Here is a 20,979-nt window from a genome sequence, read left to right as displayed (position 1 = left end):
CCGTCAGCACGTCATCGACGCCGAACGCGACGTGCTGCACGTGCTGCATTGCCTTCGCGCGCTCCAAAGCTCTGCACGAGGGGCAGGAAGAGCTCGTCCACGATGGACTGGATGCGTGCAGGCTTCAGCGGCCTGAGATCCATGAGCAGGTCGTGCCGCACGAGGTCGTACGGCATGGCGAGCACGGCGGAGGGAATGCGCTCGAGGTCGATCTCACCGCGGTCGTGGGCGCGTTGGTAGGGGACGCGGACACGCGGCTTCTGGGTGTCCATGACCCTGTCGCGCACCTGCGAGGGGGTCAGGCCGGTGCCGGCCAGCAACCCCGAGAAGGCGGCGGCCGCGGCGATGGCGAAGAAGCCGGCAAGGGCGTCGCTCAGGGCCGTCAGATGGGCGAGCAGGTCGCTGCGCAGGGCGCCGGTGTCGGGGACCGCGACCGGGCTCACGTCCCGGCGGTGCTGGATGGCGGCGAACACCAGCTCGTCCTTGTTCGCCCAGCGACGGTACAGGACCGCGATCCCCGTGCGAGCGCGCGCGGCGACCGACTCCATGGTCAGGTTCGCGAAGCCGGCCTCGACCAGCTCCTCCCAGGTCGCGTCGAGCAGATCGGCCTCGAGCTGCGCGCCGCGTCGCCTGCGGCGCGCTCGCGTTCCTGTTCCTGTCGTCATGGTCCTGATCGTTTAGAGAGATTTTCATTTCTTATCAACGCCGCGGATGATAAGAGATGGATCACTCTCTTCAACCGGAGGCTGCCGATGGCAAATCCCGAGGCGTGCACAGTGCTGATCGTCGGCGCCGGCCCGACCGGGCTGACGCTGGCCTGCGAGCTCGCCCGCAGCGGCGTGTCCTTCCGCCTGATCGAGGCCGCCCCAGGGCCGCGGCCCGGTTCGCGCGGCAAGGGCATCCAGCCGCGCACGCTCGAGGTCTTCGACGATCTCGGCATCGTCGATCGCGTGATCGCCCACGGCCGGATGGCGATGCCGATCCTCTCCACGGCTCCCGACGGCCGGGAGACGCTGGGCGGCGCCGTCCCCGAGGCGTTGAAGGGTCGCTCCGACATCCCCTATCCGGCGAGCCTGATCACGCCCCAGTGGCGCACCGAGGAAGCGCTGCGGCTGCGGCTCCTGGAGCTCGGCGGCGCGGTCGAGTTCGGAGCTGCGCTCGCGAGCTTCGAGCAGTCCGACGAAGGCGTGTCGGCGGTGGTCGTCAAGGGCGGTGAGGCGGAGACGGTCGCCGCGCGCTGGCTGGTCGGCTGCGACGGCGGCCACAGCATCGTCCGCAAGCAGGCCGGCATCGCGTTCGAGGGCGAGACCCGCGAGGAAGTGCGGATGATCGTCGCCGACGCCGGCGTCGACGGCCTCGACCGCGACGCCTGGCGCATCTGGTGGCACGAGGAGGGCGCCGTCGGCCTCTGCCCGCTGCCCTCGACCGACCTCTTCCAGGTTCACGCCGTCGTCGCGCCGCGACAGGACCCCGAGCTCAGCCTCGCGAACTTGCAGGCGATCCTCGAGCGGCGGAGCGGCCGCACCGAGCTCCGGCTCCACGAGCCGACGTGGTCGTCGCTGTGGCGCGCGAACGTCCGCCTCGTCGACAGATATCGCGCGGGTCGCGTGTTCCTCGCCGGCGACGCGGCGCACATCCACTCGCCCGCCGGCGGCCAGGGGATGAACACGGGCATCCAGGACGCGCACAACCTCGGCTGGAAGCTCTCGGCGGTCGCGAAGGGCGCCTCGCCGGCATTGCTCGACAGCTACGAGGCCGAGCGGCGGCCGATCGCGGCCGGCGTGCTCGCGCTCTCGAACACGCGCCTCCAGCAGGTGCTCGAGCGGAAGGACGTCGCCCTCCGCCGCGATGCGAGCATCACCCAGCTCGACATCCACTACCGCGGCTCTTCCCTGGCGCGCGACGACCGCGACGAGACTGCCTTGCTCCGCGCCGGCGACCGCGCCCCCGACGCGACGAAGCTGACCACGGTGGATGGTGAACGCCGGCTGTTCGAGCTGACGCGCGGCGGGCGCTTCACGTTGCTGAGCTTCGGGCCCGCGCCTGCGATAGGCGCCTCAGCCTCCGACCTGAGGACGCTCCATGTCGTCGGGCAGCCGGCGGGCCCCGACGACGTCGCCGACAGCGCTGGCCATCTCGCCCGCGCCTACGGCGCGACGGAGCGCACCCTCGTGCTCATCCGTCCCGACGGCTACGTCGCGCTGATCTCCGACGCCGGTGACGCCTCGGCCGTCTCGGACCATCTCGCCGCGTTCAGCTGAGCGTTGCGACGGCGGGTCTGCGACGGGCGCGACAGAGAAGCGCACGTCCGATGAGAGCGAGCGGGAAATTGCCGCCACCGGGCGGAACTGCTTCTCTTCACCGATAAGGCCCTGCCGCCGGCGCTCCCGGCAGCCGGCAGGAGCCGCTCGCGCAGGACGGGTGGCCGAACCAGCCCGCGAGCCACTTCCTGTTGCCCGACAGCGCGTGGAAGAAGCGCTCTGCCATCTTCGAGAGCGTGTCGCCGCTCAGCCGGTACGACCACTCGCGATACCCCTCGAGCGCCCAGAGCGCCACGATGAAGGCCGCGGGGCCAGCCCAGACCTCGCCGCGATCGCTGATCACGACGAGCTCCTCGCCGAGCCAGGGCACGGCCCCGTACCGCTCCGCCGCCTCGGGCGAGCCGGCTGGCAGGAACTCCATCTCGACAAGCGCCGTCTGGTGCTCCATCCAGTGGCGGCACCGCGCGCACAGCGCGCACTCGGCGTCATAGAGCACGGTGATTCGCTCGATCATGGCCCGCTCTCCTCGCAGCGCGGAGGCCAGGGCGCCTGGCCGCGCCGCCGGCGCGAGGCGCCACGGCGCCTCACGCCCGCGCCTGCGCTCGTCACGCCGAGACCTCCGCGACGGCCCGCCGGCGCTCTCGCTGCGCGGACATCTCCTCTTCCGCGCGCGCCGTGCGCGGATCGATGCGCATCTGCGGCGCGACCGGAGGCGGCAGGACAGCGAGCTTCGCGCGGCGGCGGATGCGGTGGAACACGAGGAGGTTCGTGAAGTGCATCAGCGCGAGCGAGAGCAAGAGCAGGCCCAGCTTCGACGACAGCACCTCGACCGCCTCCGTCATCGTCGTCGAGCCTTCCGCCTTCAGGATCAGCGACGCATACCCCAGGTTCACCAGGTAGAACCCCACCACGAGCAGGCGGTTCACCGCCTCGGCCATCCTCGGGCTGTCGGCGAACACCTCCTCCAGGAACACCGATCCATTCTTGAACAGCGTGCGGGCGATCCAGATCGTCAGTCCGACGCTGATGACCGCATAGGCCCCGTACACCGCGATGAGATAGCTTTCGACCGCGTCTGCCATGGTTCGTCTCCTCGACAGGCCTCTCAGCAGCGCCCGTGCCAGCCGCGGGATCCGCGCTGATCGACCGGATCGAGGCGCGGCGGCGGGCCGCGGTGCCCAGGCCATGGGCAGGCCGCTGTCCACGCCGTGGACACCTCGCGCCTGCGGGGCCTCTGGCGCTATCGTCGGGGCTTCCTACCCCTCCGAGGCCGTGTGAGACCCCTGGTCGCTCTCGCGTACTACCCGCTCTGGGCCGCTGCCGTGACCGTCGCGGTCACCGCGCTGCGGCTCGGGCGCAACGTCGGCCGCGGCCTCGTCGCGCTCTGCTTCTTTCTCGCCTTCTGGGTCACAGGGCTCATCCTGCTCGAGACGGACGGCACGCTCGTCCTCGCCGAGCACGTCATTCCGAGCGGGATCATCGTCGCCGCGGGGCTCGCCCACGCCTACGCCGACATCGCCGGCGCCTCGCGCCGCCCCGTCGTCTTCGCCTACGCCGTGAGCGCCGCGGTCGCGCTGCTCGGGGCCGTCGACCCGCGCCTCCTCTACGGTCCTGGCGCCCGCTCGCCGGGACCGCTGTTCTTCCCGCTCTCGGTCGTGATGGGCGTCGCCTGGGTCGTGGTCGGCGTTCGCCTCGGGCGCGCGGCGCTCGCGGCCCGGGGGCTCCAGCGGCGGCGCATCGCCGCGCTCTTCTTCGGCAGCGTGCTCGCGACGCTCGGCGGCGGCTTCGTCGTGGTGCTGCGTGTGCTCCGGCTCGGCGACGTGCTCCTCGGCGCGCCGCTGCTGCTCCTCGCCATCCTGCTCGTGGCCTACGCCGTGCTCATCGGCGAGCTGGGCCGCTCCCGCCGCGTCTTCGCGCAGGGGCTCGCCTACGCCGGCCTGACAGCGCTCCTCTCGACGCTCGGTCTCGTTGTCTTCTTCAAAGTCCTGCCCGCGCTCGCGCCGGGAGGCGGCGCGTCGCTCGGCTGGCTCGCCTTCGTCGTCTTCCTCGCCGCGCTCCCGTCCGATCCGCTGCGCATGCTCGTCGTGGAGCACCTCGGTCGCCGGCTTTTCTCGAGGCCCATCGGCGTCCGTGACCTCGCCGACGAGATCGAGCGCGTCGAGGTGCGCGCCGACCAGGCCGAGCGGCTCGCCGAGCTCGGCCGCCTCGCGAGCGCGGTCGCGCACGAGATCCGCAATCCGCTCGGGGTCATCGCCGCGCAGGCGAAGCTGCTCGAGCGGCAGGGCGCGAAGCCCGAGACCGTGGCGTCGCTGCGCGCCCAGGTCGACCGGGCGAGGCGCTTCCTCGACGATCTCCTGCGCTACAGCCGCCCGAGACCGCTCGAGGTGAGCGAGGTCGACGTGCTCTCCACGCTGCGGCTCGCGGCGAGCCAGGTCCGGCAGATCGTCGGCGAGGGCGCGCCGCCCATCGAGGTGGCGCCCGAGGCAGGTGGGTCGATCTTCGTCGAGGCCGACCGCGGGGCGTTCCTCGACGTCGCGACGGCGCTGCTGCAGAACGCGGCCATCGCGCTCGACGGGAGCCCCGAGGGGCGGATCCGGGCGGTGGTCACGCGCAACGAGGGCGGCTTCGTTGTCGTGCGCGTGGAGGACAACGGCCCGGGGGTGCCGGCCGAGATCGAGGCGATGCTGTTCCAGCCGTTCGTGACGGGGCGGGGGCGAGACGCGAAGCACCCGGGCACGGGCCTCGGCCTGGCTGTGGCGGCGCGCTGGCTGGAGCGGCACGGGGGAGCGCTGCGCTATGAGCGCGGCCCGGGGGGCGGAGCGCGCTTCGAGGCGCGGTGGCCCGAGAGGGCGGGGGAGGCGGCGGGGTGAGGTGACGCGGATGACCCGCGGCTGGGTGGGGTTCGGGATCGAGACCGTGGAGCTTGCAGCGCGCCAGGAGCGAGAAGCGGTTGGCCGCGGCAGAGGCGTGGTCGATCACGCGGCTTGTGGTAATTCCGCGGGAAAGTGTGGATGTGCTCTCGAAGGAGGAGCATCAGCACTTGTGGGCCGAGATGGCCGTGCGTCGAGGCGCGGAGCTCGACGCCGAGCCGCCCCGGGGGCGACCTGCCGAGACATCTCTCATGATGCGCGCGCACGGCTCGATGACATCTGCTGCTCGCCCACATCCCACGTAAACCAGGTCTTGCCGTAGAGGCTTCCAGGCGACCGCTTCGATCCTTATGAATCTTGCGGACACAAGGAGGTCGCCATGAAGTGTTCCGGGTTTGTTGGGGGAGTGTTTGCCGCAGCCCTTGGCTTATCGGCCCTCTCTCCTGTCCGGGAAGCCATGGCCGCCCAGGAAGGCGTATTTCGGAGGCCATGGCGTCATCTATGGTGTCATGTCCGGCGGCCAGCTCCAGTGGTATCGGCACGACGGCTGATGGGACGCAAACCGAGCGGAAATGCCTTGAAACCAAGGCGTCGCGCGATCGAATCGTCACGGCGAAGTGTCTGCGCACCCCGCCGCTGAGCTCCGCCGGGGTCGAGGTCGAGGTGCTGAGCGACTCCGCCGATCATGAGGGCGCCGAGGTCGAGGTCGACGTCGCGATCGAGCCTGCGGGGATCGGCATGCGTGCCCGCCCTGATCCAGCACGGCCAGGTGGTTGACGGACACCAGCACCAGCCCGACGGCCAAGCCCGACGCCAAGGGGGCCGGCCAACAGCGGCAGCCCGACGCGCGCGGCGTTTCGGGGCCCGTCGGCCTCGAGGCCGGCTATGCTCGTGTCCACCTCGACCGCTCGAAAGGACTCGACCATTTCCGGACTCCGCACCGGAACTGCTCTCTCCCTCGCGTTCGTCTTCGGCTGCTCTGCCTCGTACGTCGTACCGCGTTTCGTAGTGCCACCGGTTCAAGCCGGGACCGACCCGACCCGTTGGGAGAGCCTGTGCATCGGTTCCGAAGCTGCGGGGGTGACGGAAAGGCACGTCGACGATGCAGCCAAGGCAGGCGGCTGGAACGCTGCCCTGAACCGGTTCGGAGCGCAGGGCTGGGAGCCTATGGGCTACAGTTTCCACCCAACTGATGCCCTGCGGCTCTACGCCGTCTGCTTCAAGCGCTCGCTCTGAGCCCGTCCTCGCCCCTCTCTTCCTGGCCTACCTATCTTCTCCCTTGGCCCACCTCTTCTCTGCCCCTCTCGTGTTCCTGCCTGACCCGCTCCGCTCTCGCCGCGAACGTGTCCCGTGTCCCGCGGTGTCCTGACGTGTCCCGGACACGCCGTGAGCATCGTGTCCCGTGTCCCCCCTAAAGGGGGAGACACGGACACGTACGCCGCGTGCGCGGCGCCGAAGAAGGCGCGGTGCTCGATCGGCAGCGCCCGGGTCGTCGGGTCCGCGCTCGCCGCAAGCGCTACCGCGGCGCGGCCTGCGCGCTGGCGGAGCGAAGCGGGTGGAACGGAATCGGGGGCGGCGGGCGGCCACCGTGAGCATCTCGGGCGGCTGGTCCGGCCCTGATGGGCCCCAGACCTGCCGCTCGCGTTTGCCGTGGCCTGGAGCCGGATGGCGCCGCCGAGGGGGCAGCTCGCGACGCCGCAGGCTGGGCACCGAGCAGGTCGCGCTTCGACGACCGTGGGCGTTTGCTGCTGCCAGCGCTTGATGTCGATGGCGCTCTGGACGACACTGCGACCGCTTCGATTCCTGGGCACGGGAACCGGAGCACGACGAGGAGACTGTCGGCCAAGATCAGGTCTCCTCGTCGCCTATTTTGTGGCCGGCCCCGCGCCGCTGCTCCGCTCCTCGGGTGGACCTACCCCGTCGTGAGTCGGGCGTGCGAGCAACGATAGCTGGAAATCTTCGATGGCTGAACGGACGGGGCTGCGATCGGGCATCAGCGGCGCCTTCGGCCGACGCGAATGTGCTGGGAGGGGTCCGTGGTGAGAATTTTGAGCAGCTGACCGGAATGCACGGCGCCGCCACTCTCCGGACGCCATCGCCCTCGTTGCCCATGCGGAGCGAGCACGCTCCATGATGGCCAGCTCCGCCGGGCAGGGCTCCTCGCCATCAAGAAGCATGCTCGATAAGAGGAGCTTCGGCATCAACGAGAGTGCGCGGCAATACGGGCCCCCTCAGACCGGTCTCGCCGTTGTTGCCCGCGCCCTGCCGTCGCTCTCGCATCCCACGGGCAAGCCTATGTCCGCAGCCCGCTCCACGTCAGGATGCTAGTCGCCGAACGGATACGTCAGCACAGGCTTGCTCATCAGTGCACCTCTGGATCCCGAAGGTCCAGCGCCTGCCGGGCGATGCGGAGCCGGCTCAGCTCGGTGTGCGGGCTCATCCCGCGCTGCCCGACGCGCTCTCCGGGTCGCCCACGGAGAGGAGCGCCTCCAGCTGCCAGAGCGGCAGCTTGGCCATGGTCGCCAGCACATCGCGCGCGGCGACCTGCGCCTCCAAACTCGGCCCGACGGGCTCGCTGATCAGGCCGAGCGGGCTCGGATGGAAGACCATGTGACGAATCCGCGCGCTCTTCGGGTAATGTGACACGAGATGCCACGAGATGCCGTAGAGCCACACACGGATCGCCTTGGGCGCCTCGATCGTGGGGTCCGGCCGGTACATGCTGCGGCGCGGAGCGCCAGGCGCCGAGCAGGATGCTCTGCTACTGGGCGCCGGAGTGCTTCGAGAGCACATCGGCACCGTACCTTCTCCGAAGTCGCCGGCGCAAGTCATCGACGGAGTAATCTACACAATCATCCGAACCCCCGCGCCCTTCGCCAATGACCCGATCCGTGATTTGCACCAGAGCCAACACGGCTCGGGCCACGTCAATCTCGGTAGTCTCCTTCTCCAGGCGATGCTCGTGCGTCCACCGGATGAGCTCATCCACGCCCTCAAGCGACAGCTTACCATCGGACTCTACACGAAATGGGAACACGGCCCGCGGCGAGAGCAGACCATAAACATTGTCGAAGTACCCGAGCCCTCGCTCGGCACCAGCAGCGAGCGCCATCGAGCGAAACATTCTTGGACATGGAACAGTTCGCCTTATGCGCCCACGATACCGATCCAACGCGTCAACAATTATCTCAATAAACACACTAGCATCGCCAACAATATCTTCCGGCCTCTCGCGCAGCACGAGCCACTCCAGCTTGCAGTGCCTGGCATACCTGCCGTCATTGATGCGTTGAACGCTCTGAAGTACCACATTTCGCCCTCGCAGGAGCTCCCATAGCCAATTTTCAACACTCGAGCATTCAATCGTCACGATCTTGCGATCGTCGAGCATAGAGACACTGTCGCTTTTTAGACCAAGTTCATGCCAAGCCGGATCTGCAACAATCCGCACCCGATCGGAGTCAACAATGTCTCCCAGTGTGACCTCCGAAGATTCATACTTGATTGCCCTCCAGCATTCGTCGCGAGGAATCGTGCCCGCATCACGTATACTCCCGTGGACCTCGATTGCGAGGGCCAGGTAGCGACACTCCTCGGCGCGCCCAGGGTCGTTCCGTATCCTCTCATAATATCGTGGAAGAGCGCTCAGGAGGGCGCGATTGAGTCCAACCTCCGCAGCAGCGCGCGCCTCCTTGCCCCTAAACTTCTCACGATTGATAGTGAGAACCTGCGACGCGTTGCCATCATGAAGCACCACATCGCCACAGAGGAACCATCTATCCAAATGCTCTTGAGTGCGACGACCTCGGTATAAAAAATCAAATCCGCCGACGTTGCCGGCCCGCAGCCCGAGCTCTATTCCGCTTCCGGCGTCGAAAAACACCTCATTCCGATCATTCGAACGTTTTCGCATCGCAGGAGTTGCGTTTTGCTCCACAGGACATCCATCGAGCCGGACGTGGGCGAGTGAATTTACCCCAAATTCCCTTGTCGCATCCCGCACCTTGCTAGGCAAGATCGGCAACTCGTCATCCAGAAGTGCATCAAAATCTCTGGCAACACGCTTCGTTTCCTGGTCGCTGTCACTAAGACTGTATCTCTTGGGTACTTTCAGCTCGCGCAGCACGAAGCGAACACGTGTCCCCGGGCTCGCCAGCGCTTGTTTGCCGCCGACAACGCGCACAAGAATCTGAGGGTCATGACTGCCGGATCGCTGCTCCAGCTTGATTTCGATCGTTTCCATGCTGTCATCGGCACGCGAACGCAGCACGACGCGATCCGCGAACAAGAACACGCTCTGTAGACCGATCCCGAAGTATCCTGCCGGCTTCATCCATTCCGGCATGTCGTACATGCGCTCGATACGACGCGGATTCTTGCGTGAGGATCCGACGCACTGAAGATATGGTATGTCATCTCTACTGATTCCGGCGCCCCGATCGCGAATAACAACGCTCCAATGGTTTTCCTCGCCAACGCGCTTCGACTTCCGGACGTGGACGTCGATGGGATATTTCTCGAGGTGGCCTCGGAGCACTTCGAGCGCCTGGTCATCCTTCAGGCGATGAAGCCGCTGCCACTTGCTGCGATTGGTCGCCCAGACTCGAAGCAATGTCGCATCCACAGCATTTTGGAGCAATTCCGCTATGCAGGCCGTCTCGTCACTGTAGAGACCAGCGCCGCGCACAAAGTCCAACATGGCCGCCTTGTCGACCTCGAAGCGCGGTCTCCGGCCATCAGGGGACGTCAGATGACCGCGGAGCCGTACTGCAATTATCCCGGCGCTCGGTACGGCGCCGAAGTTCTTTTCGGGGCTTATCTCGGCCCAATGCACGCTTTGATCGCGCAGCTCGTTGCGAAGCCATGTGAACCACTGCTCCGTCACGTCGAATGCCTCGCGAATTTTGCACTCTGCAACTACGCGAATCTCTGAGGCATCGACCAGGAATTCCTCGATCGAGTGGTGTTTCTCTTTGTGCGCTTTGGATGACGGAGGCAGCCCCCCGAACGTGCGCGCCAGCACTGGGCAGAAGCGGCCGTCATCCAGATCGAGGAGGTCGCCTAGGCGCAGCATACACGCAACAAAGCGAGGGTGTGCTTCATCCATTGCAAAACCCGACTCGCGCGCGGGCAGCTTCATGGTCTCACTAAAGCCAAGGCCATGATTCTCGCAGATGCGGCCGAGTAGACTCCAGAATCGTCGCGGCACGAGCTGAGTGCGAGGGGACCGCAGATCGATAAGTGAGGGCGCATTGATGTATTTTCGCGACTCGCCTGGATGGCGAGGCCTCGCGTACTCCGCCATGACGAGCACGAGCGCTCGCTGAACATCGAACGGCCATGTTTCACCCTGCGGACGCACATCGCTATTCTTGTCGAGGAGCTCAGCGGCACAACGGATATCATCGTCCGTATGATTTTTGAGACCATCAAGGAAGGTGCCGAACTTCTCGTGGAGCCACCACGCACGCATCGTCTCGCCGGGGACAATCATTCCAATGTCATGGTAGTACGCAGACTCGAGCAGCAGCCATAAGTCCGTCGGACTCAACCTTTCGATGCGTCGTGTTCCGAGGACGCGAGCTATCTGCCGGAGAATGGTGTCGGCGTGGGATGCGTTGTGTAAGCTGTAGTGTGGAAACACCAGCGGGACGCTCTGCAGAGCCTGTCCGATGAGCTGCTTGTCGAACGTCCACTGCGCACCTAGCGTAGCGTACTGTGAGTCAGCCTCGCAGCGCTGGTGCAGCGCCTTCTCGAGCTCGAGCATACTCGTACGGTAGCGCTGGTGTAGACAGCGTGTCCAGACCCCGGTCACGCCGCGCACGCCATCGAGCGTAGCCAGGCCTCCCCGTGCCACTCATTTCCCTGCGAACGCAGCGGCATCATGCGCAGCCGATCCGTGGCGGAGGGCCGCGCGGTGGGGGTCGTCGGCGAGGCGTGGATAAAACTCAGCGCATGCGGCGTCGCCGCTTGAGTCTAAGCGGCAAAACGCCGGCGGTCTCGACGGAGCCGTGAGAACGCCGTCCCGATGGGCATCGCGATCCTTCGAACGATCTCGCTCACCTGCGCATCCTCGCCCACAAGGATCAGCCCCGGCGCTCCCGGGGCTCGACCAACCAGAGCACCTCCAGCAGAGCCTGTGCCTCCACGTCCCCGTAGGCGACGGCATCCGTTCCCGGCGGGCGACGTGGGCCAGCGGGTCGGCGACGGCAACCTCCCAACGGCGGTAGGCCTTCTCGTCGTGCTTCCCCGCCCGGTGGACGGTGACAGCGTCCGGCGGCCACGGTGGCGTTCAGGATCGGATCAGAATCGCGCGTGCCGGGTGCTGGCGAGGTCGACGACAGGCGCTACCTGCGGGGCACTGAGGAGTTTCGAGAGGGTGCGGGCGGCAATCTGCGCGGTCGCGAGGTCGCCCGCCGCATGGGCAGTCGCAATCGTCTGCGTGAGGGTCGCGACGAGCAGCTGGCGCGGGCTCCTCGCCGGAGGTGTGTTCGAGGCTGCTTCCAGTCGGGGAGCGGGCGCCAGCGCCGTCTGCTGCGCGAGCGCCGAGGCCCCTGCCGGCAGCGTCACGGAATCGTCCGGCCGACCAGAGATCGCGGGGTTAGCGCCCGCCATCGCCAGCTCGACGTCGGCCTCGACCCCCTCAAAACCCGCTGAAACCTGGCTGGTCGTGGCCTCGCGGTCCCCCTGGAAAAGCGACGCTATATCAACAGCTTATCCATGTGTCGAAGGAGCCGCCTTCACCGCACAGCCTGCGGGGCGCACAGCGACGTACCTCAGACGTCCCGCTCCTGAAGTCGGCACCCACGGCGTCGAGACGGCAGCTATGATGTTGCCCCGCGGCGGAGCCTGGGTGCTGTGGAGCAGCTGAACGGAAGGGAAACGACGTGAGAAGCAGGGATTTCATCAGCTCGTCCGTCGCGCAGGGCGCGGTGGCGTTGTTCCTCGCCGGCTGCGCCGCAAGTGAAGGCGACGGCCTTGGCAGGGCACACTTGGCCGTCGGACAGGAGCTCGCTTCGGAGGCGGAGCCGAATGGGACGGCGTCGCAGGCGAACGCCATCTCCAGCGACACGGTCGTGCGCGCCAACGTCGTCCCGGATGGCGACGCGGATCTCTTCTCGTTCCAGGCACCCGCCGGGAGCCGTGTCTACGCGGCCGTGATGACAGCGTCCTCCACCGCATCGCAGGACGCCGACCTCGACATCCTCGATCAGGACGGCACGACAGTGCTGGAGACCGACGTCTTCAACGGGTCGTTCGGAGGCGCCTCGCCGAGCATCGCAGGCACGCCCCTCGCGACCGCGGGAACGTACTACGCGCGCGTGCGCGTGCCCTCCGCGACCATCCAGCTGCGCCCCTACGACCTCCACCTCAAGGTGCAGAGCGGCACGCCCACGCCTGAGGTCGAGCCGAACGACACGACGCCGCAGGCGCTCCCCGCGACCGGCTGGATCGCTGGCACGCACAGCAACGCGAGCGACGTCGACAGCTACTCGCTCTCCCTCAACGCCGGCGACACCCTCTTCGCGAGCCTCGATCAGGACCCGACGCGCGACCTCACGCAGTTCGCCGCCGCGCTCGCGATCGGTCCCTTCGGGTCCGGGTTCGACATCCAGGTGGACAACCAATCCGGACCTGTCGAGACACCGTACTCGGACGCCATCTTCGCGACCGTCAAAGCAGCGGGCACCTACAGGGTGACCGTGACCGGCTCGGTGACGGCGGGTGATTACGGGCTCAGCGTGAGCGTGCGTCCGGCGGCGCCGAGCGTGGGGTGCACCACGTACGACAGCGCGAACGTGCCCAGAAACATCGTCTTCGGCGCGCCCACGACGTCGTTCATCGACGTCCCGGGCGCGCCCCGTATCGGTGACCTGAACGTGAGCGTCCGGCTCAGCCATCCCATGCCCCCCGATGTGGACGTGTACCTCGTCTCGCCGGCCGGCAACACCAACGCTCTCTTCACCGATATCGGCAGCAGGACCTACCCGAACCTCGATATCACGCTCGACGACGAGGCGGCGTTCCCGGCCGGACACTTCACCCTGCTGAACGGCATGATGGTGCAGCCGGAGCTCGACTACCGCTTGCACTGGTTCGACGGGGAAAACGGCGGGGGCCGGTGGACGCTCACGCTCGGAGACGATACGGACAACTCGAACAACCTCGGCGTGTTGTCCGCGTGGAGCCTCACGATCTGCGACGCGCCGATCCCCGCGCTCTCGTGCTCGAGCGGCGACGCCCCGGCCGCCCTGCTGTCGGCGGACTTCGAGGGCGGCGCGCAGGGCTTCACGCACGCAGGCACAGCCGACGCGTGGGCGCTCGGCACACCGAGCGCCGCGCCGATCGCGACGTGCAACGGCGGGACGCAATGCTGGAAGACGAACCTCTCGGGCGTGTACAACGCGAGCTCGAATCAGGACCTCGTCTCCCCGCCGATCGACCTGTCCGGGGTGCAGGCGCCCATTCAACTCCGCTGGGCGATGAAGTACCAGCTCGACAACGCGTCCTCGGATCACGCGTGGGTGGAGATCCGAGAGGTCGGGGGTGCGAACGCCAGGCGTCTCTGGGAGTTCCTTGACGCATCGATGACCACGACCGTCGGTAGCTCCAACCTGGTGCTCCAGGAGAGCGCGGGATGGGGCACGCACTACGCCGACATCAGCGGATACGCCGGAAAGCGAGTGGAGGTGGTGTTCCACCTCGACAGCGACGCGAGCGTCCAGCTTGCCGGTCTCGCGATCGACGACGTGTCGGTCCTGGGCTGCCCACGCAGCAGCACGGGCGAAGGCGGCGGTACCGGCGGTACCGGCGGCGGAAGCACCACGGGTGAGGGCGGCGCGACGGGCAGCGGCGCTGGCGGCGCGGGGACCGGCGGAGCCACGGCGACCAGCGGCGCCGTCACGAGCGGCGCAAGCACCACGGGTGAAGGCGGCGCGACCGGCAGCGGCGGTAGCGGCGCAGGGGGTGGCGGCGCAGCGCCGGGCAGCGGCGGTGGCGGCGCAGGGGTCGGCGGCGCCGCGGCGGGCAGTGGTGGCAGCACCACGGGCCAAGGCGGCGCGACGGGCAGCGGCGCTGGCGGCGCGGGGACCGGCGGCGCCACGGCGGTCACCGGCGCTGGCACGAGCGGCGGCAGCACCACGGGCGAAGGCGGCGCGACGGGCAGCGGCTCTTCTGGCGCGGGGACCGGGACTCCCGCGTCGAGCAGCGGCGCGGGCGCCGGCCCGAACGGCAACCCGCCCGCCAGCAGCGACACGACGGGCGGCTGCGGCTGCCGCCTCGCTGGCAGTGACGAGCCCCCCTGGCCATGGCCCGCGGCGCTCCCGCTCATCGCGCTGCTCAGAATGCGTCGCAAGCGGTTGCGCTCCCTCAGCTCCTGAGGAGATCCTGCCCAGATGACCCCTCAAACCGTCGATGTCCTCGATCCGGACCTCTACCTCGCGGGCGCGCCGCACGATCGCTTCGAGATCCTCCGCCGGGAGGCGCCCGTCCACTGGCACCCCGAGCCGGCGGGCAGGGGGTTCTGGGCGATCACGCGGCACGCCGACGTCGCCCGCATCTCGCGCGATCCGGCCGCGTTCTGCTCGGGGCGCGGCCTCTTCATCGAGGATCTCCCGCCGGGGGACATGCGCGACAACCCCGATGTCATGATCATGATGGATCCTCCCCGGCACGCCCGGTTCCGGGCGCTGGTCAGCAAGGGGTTCACGCCCCGTGTCATCCAGCGCCTCGAGAGCCACGTTCGGGAGCTCGTGACGAGGCTCATCGACGACGCCTGCGAGCGCGGCGGGTGCGACTTCGCCAGCGACATCGCGGGCAAGCTGCCGCTCTCCGTGATCCTCGAGGTGATCGGCGTCCCCCGCGAGGATCAGGAGCAGATGCTCGACTGGACGACGCGGTTCTTCGGGGCCAGCGATCCCGCCTATGGCGTCACGCCCGAGGAGCTGAACGCCGTGCTCCACAACATGAACGCCTATGCGCACCAGCTGGCCGAGCAGCGGCGGAAGGAGCCCAAGGACGACATGCTGAGCCTGCTCATGGCCGCCGAGGTGGACGGCGAGAAGCTCTCCTATACGGAGTTCGGCGGCTTCTTCAACCTGCTGCTCACCGCCGGCCACGACACCACGAAGAACCTCATCTCCAACGGGATGCTCGCGCTCCTCGAGCACCCCGACCAGCGCCGGCGCTTGCTCGACGATCCCTCGCTCCTCCCGACCGCCATCGAGGAGATGCTGCGCTTCACGCCGCCGGTCTATTACTTCCGGCGCTCCGCGGTGCGGGACATCGAGCTCCACGGGCAGCGGATCGCCGCCGGCGACAAGGTGGTGCTGTGGTACGTCTCGGCCAACCGCGATGAGGCGGTCTTCACGGATCCGCACAAATTCGATGTCGGCCGGACGCCCAACGAGCACCTCTCCTTCGGCATCGGCCCGCACGTGTGCCTGGGCCTCGTGCTCGCGCGCCTGGAAGCGCGGGTCGCCTTCGAGGAGCTCCTGCGCAGGCTCCCCGATCTCGAGCTCGCCGGGCCGGCCGTGCGGCTCCGCTCGAACTGGGTGAGCGGCGTGAAATCGATGCCGGTCCGGTGCGCGCGCTCCGCCCCGTAGCCCGCGGCGGCGAGAAACAGGCATCCCACGCTGGGAATGGGCACGAGCGACGGCGACCGCGCACGTCTCCTCGATCGGTGCGTCGGGGAATGCCAGGGCGGGCGGTCGGCCGAACGCCGTAGCCGGCACCCGTTGCGCCGGACGCAGAATGGAGAGGGCTCCTTGCTTGTGCGGCGCGGCCGCCGCATCGAAAAAGCCCCTGGGCCAGCGATGAGGAGAAGCCGATGGGAGACCAGGTGTACCCGCTGCAATCGAAGGAGACCTCGCAGAAACGGCACGATCTGGCGCCCGGGCCGGACGAGGCCTTCCGCGAGTTCAGCAAGCGCGTGTTTGCCGAGGGCGCGCTGCCGGCGAAGGTGAAGCAGCTCATCGCCGTCGCCGTGGCGCACGTCACGCAGTGCCCGTATTGCATCCGCGGCCACACCCAGGGCGCGCTTCGACACGGGGCGAGTGAGCAGGAGATCATGGAGGCCATCTGGGTCGCCGCCGAGATGCGCGCGGGCGGCGCGTTCGCGCACTCGGCCATCGCGATCGCCGCGATGGGGGAGCAGCCGACCCGATAGGCCGGCGTCCAGGCCCATGTTCGAAGGAGGAGGGCCATGAGCGCCGGGAAGGCGGAGTCCACGGATCACCGGCAGATTGGCCGGGAGACCGTCGTGCAGCGCAAGGGCCTGGAAGATCTTACGCTCGTCGTGGTCAAAGCGCGTCTTGCCTCGTAGGGATTGCAACGAGAAGGGAAGAAGGGGGCATGGCCAGCGTGAGGCGACGAACGGCGACGGGGAGGGCGCGGACTGCGCGCGCCGGTGCCGGGACGGCGGGCGCGGTGCTCCTCAAAAGGGCTTACGAGCAGCCCGAAGCGGCCGACGGGTACCGTGTGCTCGTGGACCGGCTGTGGCCGCGAGGCGTGCGCAAGGACGCGCTCGCGATCGACGCCTGGATGAAGGAGATCGGGCCGAGTGACGAGCTCCGCCGCTCGTTCGGTCACGACCCTGCCCGGTGGGAGGAGTTCGCGGCGCGCTATCGCGAGGAGCTCCGCCGCCAGCCGGCCTCGGGGCTCGTGGACGAGCTCGTCGCGCAGGCGAAGCGCGGGACGCTCACGCTCGTGTACGGAGCAAAGGACGAGCTCCACAACCAGGCCGTCGTCCTCCGCGAAAGGATCGAGCAGCGGTTGCGCAGGGCTCGCCCCCGTGCACCGGCCGCCCGCGTCCCTGCAGAGGCCGCCCCCCGGGCGCGAGATCGAGCCCTCGCGGCGTCACACCCTACCTCGTCGAGGGGGCGGGCCCTGGGCGCCACGAAGGCGCGTGTGTCGCCCGCGCGGCGCACCGGCCCACGCGTGCGCTCGCATTGAGCTCGGCACGATGTCGCGCCGAACCGCGGCCCGAACGACGAGGATCACCGTTCCGGTGAGGGCGCCCTTCCGCCTCGCGCTCACCGTTGCCGCGCTCCAGAGGCGCCCCGAGAACCCGGTCGACACGTGGTCCGCGGATCGCCGCTACCTGCGGGCGTTCGACACCGCGCGCGGTCCGGTGGTCTGGGCGGTGACCGAGGAGCCAGGCGGGACGCAGCTCCGGGTCGAGGTCTTCGGGGACGTCGACGATCCGAGGATGTGGCGCGGCCTGGTCACCCGGCTGCTCGGGACCGACATCGATCTGGCGCCATTCTACGCGCGAGCGGAGCGGCTGCCCGCCTTCGCCGCGCTCGCGGCGCGGTTCCGCGGGGTCAAGCCTCCACGCTTTGCCTCGCTCTGGGAGGCGATCGTGAACTCGGTGGTCTTCCAGCAGCTCAGCCTGGCAGCGGCGATGGCGGCGGTGCGACGCCTCGTGCTTCGGTTCGCGAGCCCCGTCGACCTCGCGGGGCAGCGGCTGTTCCCGTTCCCTCCGCCCGAGGTCGTGGCGAGCTCGACCCCGCACGATCTGCGCACCCTCGGGCTGAGCGGAGCGAAGGCGGACGCGCTGCGGACATGCGCGCGGATGATCGCGGCGGGCGAGCTGCGGGAGGAGGAGCTCGAAGCGCTGGCCAATGGTGAAATCGAGCGGCGCCTGCGCGAGCTTCCGGGCATCGGGCCCTGGACCGCTTCGGTCATCCTGCTTCGTGGCTTTCGCCGGCTCGATGTCTTTCCGGGCGGAGACGTGGCGGCCGCTCGCGGCCTCGGCGCCATCGCCGGCGAGCACGGGGGCGAGCTCGTCGAGGCGCTCGGTCCCTATCGCGGGATGTTGTACTTCCATCTGTTGCTGAGCTCGCTGGCTGCGCACCGGTCCGGGCCATCCCGCCTGGCCAGCTGAATGGTGCTCGCCGGCTCCGCTCGAACTGGGTCAGCGGCGTGAACGTGAAATCGATGCCGTTCCGGTGGGCGCGCCCCGCCAGGTTGCGCGGCGCGCCGAGCCGCATGCGGCGGCGGCGCCCGGGGTCGCGGCGGTCCCGCGCACCCGAGGCGCCGCTCGAGGCGCTTCGGCGCTCGCTCGGCTGAACGATCATGACCAGCTCTTCTCGCTGAAGCGGTACACGACCGTTCCGAAGGCGTGCGTGATCCGGGAGGCGCCGTCGACGATGGCGACGTCGGTCCAGCAGATCCGCGCATCGCGCGCACGCACGACGGCGCGCGCGACGAGCCCTGCTCGGGGCAACGGCCCGAGGACCTGCGCGCTCAGGGCGATCGTCGCCCCCGACGCCCCCGGCGACGGCGGGACGACCGTCCACGGGCAGGTGGCGCCTGCGGCATCGATGAGCGTCAGGACGGCCCCTTCGTGGGTGGCGCCGTTGCCGTCGAGGTTCGTCGCAGCTGCATCCATCGCCATCTCGACCGCCCCGCGGCGCATGCCCAGGAGGCGCAGCTGCCTTCGCGACAGGAATGGACTGGCCGCCGTCGCCGCGCGGATCGCTCCCGCGCCGCCGCCCTCCGCGTCGTCCGAGGGAGCGACGCCGGCGCGCTCTCCCTCGGGAAGATCGGTAAGGGGAGGGAATGCCGCCGGCGCGCTGTCCGGCCCAGCCTCGCTCACGGTCGACGAGGCGTGTGCGACCGCATTCCCGTCCACGTCCGTGATGAGCGTCTCGAAGAAGCCCAGCTCACGCACGCGGCGCAACGCGCGCGTCTCGACCGTCACCGCCTTGCGCGCCGCGCGCACGTAGCCCACGTGCATCGAGACGGTGCGGAGTGGCTTCGTGACCGCGCGAGAGGGATCACGCGAGATGGCGTGCGCGGAGATCGGCACGAGCGACGCGAGCGCGCCGCCGTGGACCAGCCCGAACATGGTATTCCGCTCTTCGTAGGGCAGGAAGAGGCGCGATTGCGCGTCGTCGGCGGCCACGATCTTCACCCCGAGGTCGGCCGGGTAGGAGCCGTCCTCGAACCACGTCTTGGCGTTCTCGGTCATGCGGTAGTCTGCTGAGGTCGGCCGGAGTCGTCCAGCCTCGCATACGGACCCTCCGGCCGTTCGTCCTCCAGGCACGAGGTACCGGACGAAACCGGGTGAAGCAGGGAGCGCGCCGCGCCCCCGCCCCGCGCAACCCTGGATCCGCGCCCTGGCAACGCGGTACGGTCACCCGTGACCGAGACCGTCCTGCTGATCGACGACGATCCGGGGTTCCGCGACGCCTACCGCGAGCTGCTCGCGCTGGAGGGGTACGCCGTCGCCGAGGCCGGGGCCGCCCCGAAGGCGCTCTCGGAGCTCCGCCGCACCAGCGCGCGCCTCGTCGTGCTCGACCTGATGCTCCCGCCGACGGGCCGCGCCGAGGAGGGCGCGGCGCTTGCGGACAGGCTCCTCGCCGAGCGGCCCGCGGCCAAGGTGATCGTCGTCTCGGGCGCGGGTGAGACCCCGCTCGCCTTGCGCCTCGTCGAGCGCGGCGCGTACGACTTCCTGGCCAAGCCCGTCGACCCGGACGTGCTGCTCTCCGTGGTCGCTCGCGCGGCCGCGCGCCTCGCGCTGGAAGATCGGGTGGCGGAGCTCGAGCGCTCGCTCGCCGCGCGCGAGGGCGACGCCTCGGCGATGCTCGGCCAGTCGCCGGCCTTCCTCGAGGCGAGGACGCTGTGCGAGCGCGCGGCGCCGACCGACGTGCCGGTGCTCATCACCGGCGACTCGGGCACGGGCAAGGAGGTGTTCGCCCGCTACTTGCACGCAAGGAGCCGCCGGAAGGACAAGGCCTTCATCGCGGTCAACTGCGGCGCGCTCGCGCCGACCCTCCTGGAATCGACGCTGTTCGGCCACCGGAAAGGCGCCTTCACGAGCGCGATCAAGGACGCTCCCGGCCTGTTCGTCGAGGCGGACGGAGGGACCCTGTTCCTCGACGAGATCGGCGACATGGAGCCGGCGCTGCAAGTGAAGCTCTTGCGCGTGCTCGAGACGGGCGAGATCCTGCCGGTGGGCGCGGCGCGCCCGCTGACCGTGGACGTCCGTGTCGTGTCGGCCACCCACAGAGCGCTCGAGTCGATGGTGGCGGACAGGACCTTTCGTGACGACCTCTACTGGCGCGTGCGCGGGATCGAGATCGCCTTGCCCCGGCTCGCGGATCGCGTGGGCGATCTGCCGCTCCTCGCGCAGCACTTCCTGAACCTGTCGCGGGCCCTCGTGCCGCGCGCGCCGGCGACCGCGATCTCGCCCGGTGCGATGCGCCGGCTCGAGGCCTGCGACTGGCCCGGCAACCTGCGAGAGCTCCGGCACGAGATGCAGCGCGCGCTCGTGATGGCCGGGGGCAGGGGAGAGATCCTCGAGGAGGACCTCTCGCCGGCGCGGCGAGGCGGCGCGCCCGCGGCGCCGGCAGGCGACGAGCCGGCCGAGGGGGCGACGCTGGAAGAGAAGATCGCGGCGCTGGAGCGGCGCGAGATCGCCGCCGCGCTCCGGGCGACCCAGGGCAACAGGAGCCAGGCAGCAGCGCGGCTCGGGCTGTCGCGGCAGGGGCTGCTCAACAAGATGGATCGTCACGGGCTGAAGTGATCTCGGTCGCTCGTGTGCTGTGAAGGAAGAATTTGATCAAACGAGAATGACACGGGATCTCATGGGCTGAGGTGCTCTCGGTCACTCGTGTGCTGGTGAAGGAAAAATTCAATCGATCGAGAACGACACGGGATCGGAAAGCGCCCACAAAAACATGAGCCGCGCCGAGCGCAGGCCGGCACTGAAGGAACCGAGAGCGCGGCTCCTCATGGGCTGCAGCTGGGGCGGGTGGATCGAGAACATGATCCCGCCGGCTCGGGGTCGCCTGTGTGCCCCGAGCCGGCGCGATGCCCGCCGCCTGACACGCGCGATGCCG

Annotated in this window: 15 protein-coding genes; 8 read left to right on the top strand and 7 right to left on the bottom strand. The window is 68.9% G+C overall.

Translation table 11 applies throughout. From position 1 onward, the window contains the following. Window positions 1-11: 11 nt before the first annotated feature. The gene (locus WMF34_RS40015) at window positions 12-548 is read right to left on the bottom strand and encodes a TetR/AcrR family transcriptional regulator C-terminal ligand-binding domain-containing protein (protein WP_437994699.1); all 537 of its coding nucleotides are present in this window, start codon (window positions 546-548) and stop codon (window positions 12-14) included. Window positions 549-752: 204 nt separating this feature from the next. Between WMF34_RS40015 and WMF34_RS40010 the strand changes: the two genes are divergently transcribed. Then, window positions 753-2,261 carry an FAD-dependent oxidoreductase gene (locus WMF34_RS40010; protein WP_437991099.1) on the top strand — a complete coding sequence of 503 codons (1,509 nt, stop codon included), beginning with the start codon at window positions 753-755 and terminating at the stop codon, window positions 2,259-2,261. Between the two features lie 97 nt (window positions 2,262-2,358). Here WMF34_RS40010 and WMF34_RS40005 read toward each other — a convergent pair whose 3' ends face one another. Both WMF34_RS40005 and WMF34_RS40000 read right to left on the bottom strand, forming a co-directional pair. Further along, a complete protein-coding gene (locus tag WMF34_RS40005) occupies window positions 2,359-2,775 on the bottom strand; it encodes a thiol-disulfide oxidoreductase DCC family protein (RefSeq protein WP_012240487.1) in 417 nt (138 codons plus the stop codon). Window positions 2,776-2,866: 91 nt separating this feature from the next. After that, complete coding sequence (locus WMF34_RS40000) at window positions 2,867-3,343, bottom strand: hypothetical protein (RefSeq protein WP_437991098.1); 477 nt, start codon at window positions 3,341-3,343, stop codon at window positions 2,867-2,869. Window positions 3,344-3,535: 192 nt separating this feature from the next. Between WMF34_RS40000 and WMF34_RS39995 the strand changes: the two genes are divergently transcribed. Beyond that, window positions 3,536-5,131: an ATP-binding protein gene (locus WMF34_RS39995; protein WP_437991097.1), complete on the top strand. Its 1,596-nt coding sequence runs from the start codon at window positions 3,536-3,538 to the stop codon at window positions 5,129-5,131. Window positions 5,132-7,567: 2,436 nt separating this feature from the next. Here the strand turns inward: WMF34_RS39995 and WMF34_RS39990 are convergent. From WMF34_RS39990 to WMF34_RS39980, 3 genes are all read right to left on the bottom strand, one after another. Beyond that, a complete protein-coding gene (locus tag WMF34_RS39990; protein WP_437991096.1) occupies window positions 7,568-7,852 on the bottom strand; it encodes a hypothetical protein in 285 nt (94 codons plus the stop codon). Window positions 7,853-7,892: 40 nt separating this feature from the next. Beyond that, window positions 7,893-10,898, bottom strand: a complete 3,006-nt coding sequence (locus tag WMF34_RS39985) for an HD domain-containing protein (RefSeq protein ID WP_437991095.1) — start codon at window positions 10,896-10,898, stop codon at window positions 7,893-7,895. A gap of 536 nt (window positions 10,899-11,434) precedes the next feature. Then, window positions 11,435-11,701: a hypothetical protein gene (locus WMF34_RS39980; protein WP_437991094.1), complete on the bottom strand. Its 267-nt coding sequence runs from the start codon at window positions 11,699-11,701 to the stop codon at window positions 11,435-11,437. Window positions 11,702-12,018: 317 nt separating this feature from the next. On the opposite strand from WMF34_RS39980, the gene WMF34_RS39975 reads away from it, so the two are divergent. The 5 genes from WMF34_RS39975 (at window position 12,019) to WMF34_RS39955 (ending at window position 18,017) form a co-directional block, all read left to right on the top strand. After that, complete coding sequence (locus tag WMF34_RS39975) at window positions 12,019-14,511, top strand: proprotein convertase P-domain-containing protein (protein ID WP_437991093.1); 2,493 nt, start codon at window positions 12,019-12,021, stop codon at window positions 14,509-14,511. Between the two features lie 15 nt (window positions 14,512-14,526). Next, window positions 14,527-15,735 (top strand): cytochrome P450, encoded by a 1,209-nt coding sequence (locus WMF34_RS39970; protein WP_437991092.1) that lies wholly within the window; start codon window positions 14,527-14,529, stop codon window positions 15,733-15,735. A gap of 224 nt (window positions 15,736-15,959) precedes the next feature. Then, entirely contained in the window at window positions 15,960-16,298 is a 339-nt protein-coding gene (locus WMF34_RS39965) for a carboxymuconolactone decarboxylase family protein (protein ID WP_437991091.1), read from the top strand. 260 nt (window positions 16,299-16,558) lie between these two features. Continuing rightward, window positions 16,559-17,083 carry a DUF488 domain-containing protein gene (locus tag WMF34_RS39960; RefSeq protein ID WP_437991090.1) on the top strand — a complete coding sequence of 175 codons (525 nt, stop codon included), beginning with the start codon at window positions 16,559-16,561 and terminating at the stop codon, window positions 17,081-17,083. Between the two features lie 55 nt (window positions 17,084-17,138). Further along, window positions 17,139-18,017 (top strand): DNA-3-methyladenine glycosylase family protein, encoded by an 879-nt coding sequence (locus WMF34_RS39955; protein WP_437991089.1) that lies wholly within the window; start codon window positions 17,139-17,141, stop codon window positions 18,015-18,017. A gap of 189 nt (window positions 18,018-18,206) precedes the next feature. Here WMF34_RS39955 and WMF34_RS39950 read toward each other — a convergent pair whose 3' ends face one another. After that, window positions 18,207-19,106, bottom strand: a complete 900-nt coding sequence (locus WMF34_RS39950) for a PaaI family thioesterase (RefSeq protein WP_437991088.1) — start codon at window positions 19,104-19,106, stop codon at window positions 18,207-18,209. A gap of 171 nt (window positions 19,107-19,277) precedes the next feature. Between WMF34_RS39950 and WMF34_RS39945 the strand changes: the two genes are divergently transcribed. Next, a complete protein-coding gene (locus WMF34_RS39945; protein ID WP_437991087.1) occupies window positions 19,278-20,663 on the top strand; it encodes a sigma-54-dependent transcriptional regulator in 1,386 nt (461 codons plus the stop codon). Window positions 20,664-20,979: the final 316 nt, after the last annotated feature.

Origin of the sequence: Sorangium sp. So ce145 (genome assembly GCF_051525985.1) — a bacterium.
GTDB classification, from domain to species: Bacteria; Myxococcota_A; Polyangia; order Polyangiales; family Polyangiaceae; genus Sorangium; species Sorangium cellulosum_B.
This window is presented reverse-complemented; position numbering and strand designations above follow the sequence as displayed.

What these genes read in the sequence shown, in the direction of transcription:
- WMF34_RS40015 (WP_437994699.1), bottom strand. Translation starts at nt 548, where the DNA reads ATGGAGTCGGTCGCCGCGCGCGCTCGCACGGGGATCGCGGTCCTGTAC.
- WMF34_RS40010 (WP_437991099.1), top strand. Translation starts at nt 753, where the DNA reads ATGGCAAATCCCGAGGCGTGCACAGTGCTGATCGTCGGCGCCGGCCCG.
- WMF34_RS40005 (WP_012240487.1), bottom strand. Translation starts at nt 2,775, where the DNA reads ATGATCGAGCGAATCACCGTGCTCTATGACGCCGAGTGCGCGCTGTGC.
- WMF34_RS40000 (WP_437991098.1), bottom strand. Translation starts at nt 3,343, where the DNA reads ATGGCAGACGCGGTCGAAAGCTATCTCATCGCGGTGTACGGGGCCTAT.
- WMF34_RS39990 (WP_437991096.1), bottom strand. Translation starts at nt 7,852, where the DNA reads ATGTACCGGCCGGACCCCACGATCGAGGCGCCCAAGGCGATCCGTGTG.
- WMF34_RS39985 (WP_437991095.1), bottom strand. Translation starts at nt 10,898, where the DNA reads ATGCTCGAGCTCGAGAAGGCGCTGCACCAGCGCTGCGAGGCTGACTCA.
- WMF34_RS39970 (WP_437991092.1), top strand. Translation starts at nt 14,527, where the DNA reads ATGACCCCTCAAACCGTCGATGTCCTCGATCCGGACCTCTACCTCGCG.
- WMF34_RS39965 (WP_437991091.1), top strand. Translation starts at nt 15,960, where the DNA reads ATGGGAGACCAGGTGTACCCGCTGCAATCGAAGGAGACCTCGCAGAAA.
- WMF34_RS39950 (WP_437991088.1), bottom strand. Translation starts at nt 19,106, where the DNA reads ATGACCGAGAACGCCAAGACGTGGTTCGAGGACGGCTCCTACCCGGCC.